Origin of the sequence: Methanobrevibacter sp., assembly GCF_036307625.1 — an archaeon.
In the GTDB taxonomy this organism is placed as follows: domain Archaea; phylum Methanobacteriota; class Methanobacteria; order Methanobacteriales; family Methanobacteriaceae; genus Methanocatella.
In genome coordinates this window covers 1-5,187 of the sequence record NZ_JAXJXF010000053.1, presented here as the reverse complement: position 1 = coordinate 5,187, position 5,187 = coordinate 1, and the positions used below count along the sequence as shown (strand labels likewise).

The 5,187-nt window shown below is 32.0% G+C and carries 3 protein-coding genes; all 3 read left to right on the top strand.

What is annotated here, in order from left to right:
• Positions 1-1,427 (top strand): MFS transporter (locus UIB65_RS03320; protein ID WP_330039705.1); only part of this gene is annotated, 1,427 nt, incomplete at its 5' end.
• A 243-nt stretch (positions 1,428-1,670) separates the two neighbouring features.
• Positions 1,671-3,806, top strand: a complete 2,136-nt coding sequence (locus UIB65_RS03315; protein ID WP_330039704.1) for a right-handed parallel beta-helix repeat-containing protein — start codon at positions 1,671-1,673, stop codon at positions 3,804-3,806.
• A 93-nt stretch (positions 3,807-3,899) separates the two neighbouring features.
• Entirely contained in the window at positions 3,900-5,021 is a 1,122-nt protein-coding gene (locus tag UIB65_RS03310; protein WP_330039703.1) for a tocopherol cyclase family protein, read from the top strand.
• Positions 5,022-5,187: the final 166 nt, after the last annotated feature.

Below are 5,187 nucleotides of genomic sequence, written 5' to 3'. Positions count from 1 at the left end.
TTTTAATATATTTTATTGTGATAATTATCAGAGTGTATATTATGGATGTTAAATTAGATAGAGGAATGTCAACATTACTCATTTTTATTATTGCTGCAGCTATTTTAAGTGCTGCTCAAAGTGTGGTAACAACGGGTATTGCAGGAATTATGGCTGACTTTCATGTTTCTTCAACTACTGCTCAATGGATTTATTCTTCATTTCTGTTAGTTTTGGGAGTTATGATTCCATTATCTGCTTATATTACTCGTCGTTTTAAGGTTAAAACTATTCTGTTGTCTTCATTATCATTATTTTTAGTTGGATCTTTGCTGGCATATGTGTCTCCAAATATTATTGTATTGATTATTGCCAGAGTTATTCAGGCTATCGGTTCGGGAATTTTACTTCCCATTACTCAAATTGTGCTTTTTAAGGTTATTCCAGAGGAAAAGTGGCAAGTTTATATGGGATTATTTGGTTTCATAATTGGAATAGCTCCTGCATTGGCTCCAACTGCAGGTGGAATGATTATTGATTATGTTGGATGGAGGTCAATATTCCTAATTTTTGCCGGCATGGTATTCGTTTTAATATTGGTTGCACTTGTTGTTGTTAAACTGGAATTTGAAACAGGCGATTATCCTTTGGACGTGCTTTCCTTAATTTTATGTGTTTTGGCATGTGTAGGAATAATGCTTGGTTTTTCAAACATTGCAGGTAATGGATTTGATTTGGTTTATGTGATTTTACCAATTGTTGTTGGTACATTCAGTTTAATATTCTTTGTGCGCCGTCAATTTGGCATTAAAACACCATTGGTCGATTTACATGCTTTGAAAAATAAATATTTCTTTTTTGGAACATTATTTTCAGCATTGCTCTATTTCACAATGTGTGGATTAAATGTTATAATGCCTTTGTTTGTTCAGACTGTTACTTCCCACAATGCAACAACTTCAGGTTTAATTTTGCTTCCTGCAACTCTTGTCATGATTGTATTTAATTTTATAGGTCCTCTTTTAGCCAATAAAATTGGTGTTAGAAAAGTATTGATTATGTCTTGTATCTTTTCGATTGTGGGTTATCTGATAATGATGACTTATAATACAAACTCTACTGTTGAATATATGATTATTACTCAAATAATAAGGGCTATTGGTGCTGGTTTAGGTTTAATGCCTGCTGTAACATGGACTATTGCTGTGGTATCTGGTGATGTTGAAGATGCGACAGCTATCAATAATACTGTAAGACAAATCATAGGCGCAATAGGATCTGCGGTTGCTGTGGTCTTAATGACTGTTTTTGCAGGAGGAACACTTGCTCATAATCGTGTTTCAGTATCTGCATTTGGACAAACTTCATTGGTCATGGCTATTTTGGCAGTTATTTCTTTAGTGATTGTAATATTATATATCAAAGATGAAATTCATGATTTGATGTAATTTTGTCTTATTTTTATTTTTTTATATTTAATTTCGAAATTACTTTTTTATATATCCTATTTCTTATTAATTTGATATAATACTTATTTTTGAATTAAATTAGTTTATTTTAATTAATTTAATTAAATATTTATTTTTATTAAAAATCAGTCAATAATATATACTATTAAAGATTATATATTTTATATAAGATTAATTATCAATAATTAATTCTTACTAATCGATAGTAAAAGGAGGTGAAAAATGAACAAGAAAGCTTTTATTTTGGTACTGTTTGTATTGGTTATATTTAGCCTAAATTTCTGTGTTGCACAGGAAGTTAATAATGTCACTGGTGATGATTCTATACATATGTCAACTGTAAGGGATAATTCAATTAGTTATTCCAATCAAACAGTTTTAAAGGCATCATCTCCAATTAAAACCCAAATTGACATTAAAAGCAATATTACTTTTGATGTTGTTGGAGATTATTTTAAAATTAAATTAAGTGATGAAAATGGAATTGCAATAAAAAATGCGCAAGTTATATTTGGTCTTGATGGAAAAACATTTACTAAAACAACCAACGCTAATGGAATAGCTTCCCTTCAGCTTAATTTAAAAGACGGAAATTATAAAATCACAACAAAATTTTTAGGAAATTCTGATTATAAGTCCTCTTCAAAAACAACTACAATAACTTTGAGTAACACTCGAATTGTAGATGCAGGTTTGTCAAACTCTGAAATTCAAAAAATTATTGATAATGCAAAGGATAGGAATATTATTTTATTTAAGGGAAACAGTTACTCCGATATCAATCTTGTAATCGATAAGCGTTTAACATTAATCAGTAATTCAAACACTGTTTTAAAATCAAGTTCTGCAAATCCTGTAATAATCATCAAAGGGAAAAGTTCTTCCTCAACTACAATTAAAGGTTTTAAAATTCGGGGCAATGGTGACGGAATCAAAATTGCTGATTCCGATTATGTAACTGTTGTTTCAAATGATATTTCAACAAATGGAAACGGTATTGTAGCAACAGGAACAAACTATTTGAACATCACTAAAAACAGCATTGTTGAAAACTCAAATAGTGGGATAGTAATTGCAAATACAATTTCAACATATATTTTTAACAATGAGATAAATACAAATGGAGTCAACGGTATTGAATTGGCGAAATCTGATAAGGTTTACATTCATGGAAATTCCATTTTAAACAATAATCAAAATGGTATTTTTGTATCTAACAGTATCAATGGTGTTAATTATGGTAGTGGACCGGAAAATCTCTACATTTCTAAAAATAATATAAATAAAAATAAAATTAATGGTATTTACATTAAGAAAGCTGGAGATAATATTAACATTAAAGGAAACGTTATTCTACGTAATTCTGAAAATGGGATTTCTATTGCTGATATTGGAGATAATGTAATTCAATCCAATGAGATTGCATATAGTATTGTAGGAATTAAATTCCATGACGATTACTTAAAGTCTAAAAATCAGGATGTCAGCTACAATGTAATTCATCATTCAAGCCATGTCGCTGTTGAGGCAAAGGATACATATTACTATGATAATGGGGAACCGTTGGTGATAGGCGACAATTGGTTCACTGATGATAAGTTGCTTTGTCCTAAAGTCAGATCAAATAATATGAAATTCGTTGTTTCTCAGGTGGGTCCAAACACTTTCCAGGCAACTTTTTATGATTCTAAAGGAAATATTGCCAGTTTATTGCCTGATAGGACTTTGACCTATGAAGTTGACGGTCAAAAATACACAATGACTTTAAGTGGTGGAACTGGTGTATTTAAAGTGGATGCATCAAATGGAGACTTGATAAAGGCAACTGTGGATAGCTCCCATAGGGATAATACTTATAATGGAGACATTAAAAGTTCTTCAAATCCAACAAATGGTGTATCTCCAAGTTATGATTATCCTGATATACCTTATGACTCAGATTACGATATGGAAGGTGATTCTGGAACAGGATCTGGCGGACATGGTAATGGTAACGGTAATGGTAATGGGGGGAATGCTAATTCAGGCAATGGCCAATCATCACAGTCTGGTGATAATGTTGGAAACAGTACTGATAGTCAAAGAAGTGAACCTTCCGCAGGAACCAACAATCCAGTAAAGAATGCTGCTAATGCTAATAATGCTCAAGATGCGTCTTCACAGGCGGATTCTTCTGAAGGTGGTATGGGTGATACTGGAGGTGCAGGTTCTCAAAAACAGTCTGTTGTTAAGCAAATAATATTTGATGAAGATGAATTTTATAAAGTTTCTGGCATTTTATTTATTGTTTTGTTAATTATTTGCACTATTATATTCTATTATCGTAAAGATATCTCTGAAATGATGTCTGAAATGTAAATTCTATCTTTTTTTCTATTTTTTTCTATTTTTATAATAAATTATTTAAAAGATTTTCAATAAATCATATTATATCACCTTTGGAGGATTAATATGAATAAAAGTGATTTGAAAAGAGATTATTTTATGCTCAAAGGACCACTTGCTAAAAAAGGATATGATTGGTGGTGGCATTCTTTCACTGCATATAATAAGAAAACTGGTGAACCAAGACCATTTTTCATAGAATACTTTGTATGCAATCCGGCATTGGCTGAGGAGGAACCTACTTTAGGACAACTTCCTGAAAATAAAGCAGCAGGTAAAAAGCCTTCTTATTGTATGATTAAGGCCGGTACTTGGGGTAAAAATCCAAAACAGATTCACAATTTTTACTCAATGAAATATTTTGACTGCCCTGATGATGAACTGAACATTCAAGTTGGAGACTGCAGTTTAACTGAAACTCATATGAGTGGATTTTCAAGAGTATCTGCTGAAGATGCTGAAAATCACCCTGAATATATGTCTGATGCAGGAGACATGATGTGGGATTTGGACATTGATAAACAAATCACATTTAATGTAGGTTATGGTGCAAGTTCTTTATTCAGAAAATTAAACTCTTTTGAAATGTTTTGGCATGCAGAAGGTATCAAAACACAATACAGCGGAACTGTATGGCTCGACGGTGAGGAATATGAAGTCATTCCCGAAAAGTCTTACGGATATGCTGACAAAAACTGGGGAGGAGACTTCACTTCACCATGGCTTTGGATTTCATCATGTAATATAACTAGTCTAATTTCTGGAAAAAAATTAAACAACTCTGCATTTGAAGCTGGAGGTGGAAGACCAAAGGCATTTGGTATATCCATTCCTCGTAAATTATTAATCGGATTCTACTATGAAGGAACAATGTATGAATATAACTTTGCAAGATTTTGGAACATGGTAAAAATCGATTTTGACTTTGAAGAGGGAGATGAAGTTCACACATGGCATATAAATGCAAGCAATAAAAACTCCAAAATGGAAATGGTGCTTTACTGTAAACGTGACGAAATGATGTTATTCAATTACGAAGCTCCAGACGGTCAAAAAAGACACAACCGTTTATGGAATGGTGGAAACGGTTGGGGTGAGATAAAACTATACAAAAAAGATGGGACTTTAATTGATCATGTAAAAATGGAAAATGCAGGATGTGAATATGGGGAGTATGATGACGAATGATATTCTCAGATATTCTTGCGTTAATAATTGTATATGTTTATGTTGCAATAATTTTCGTTGTGGCTGAATTGGTTTTAAAGACAAGGCCTGAAGTTTCACGTAAATTTTTACATATTATGGTAGGTAACATGATATTTGCCATGCCATTTTTCTCAGATCCATGGGT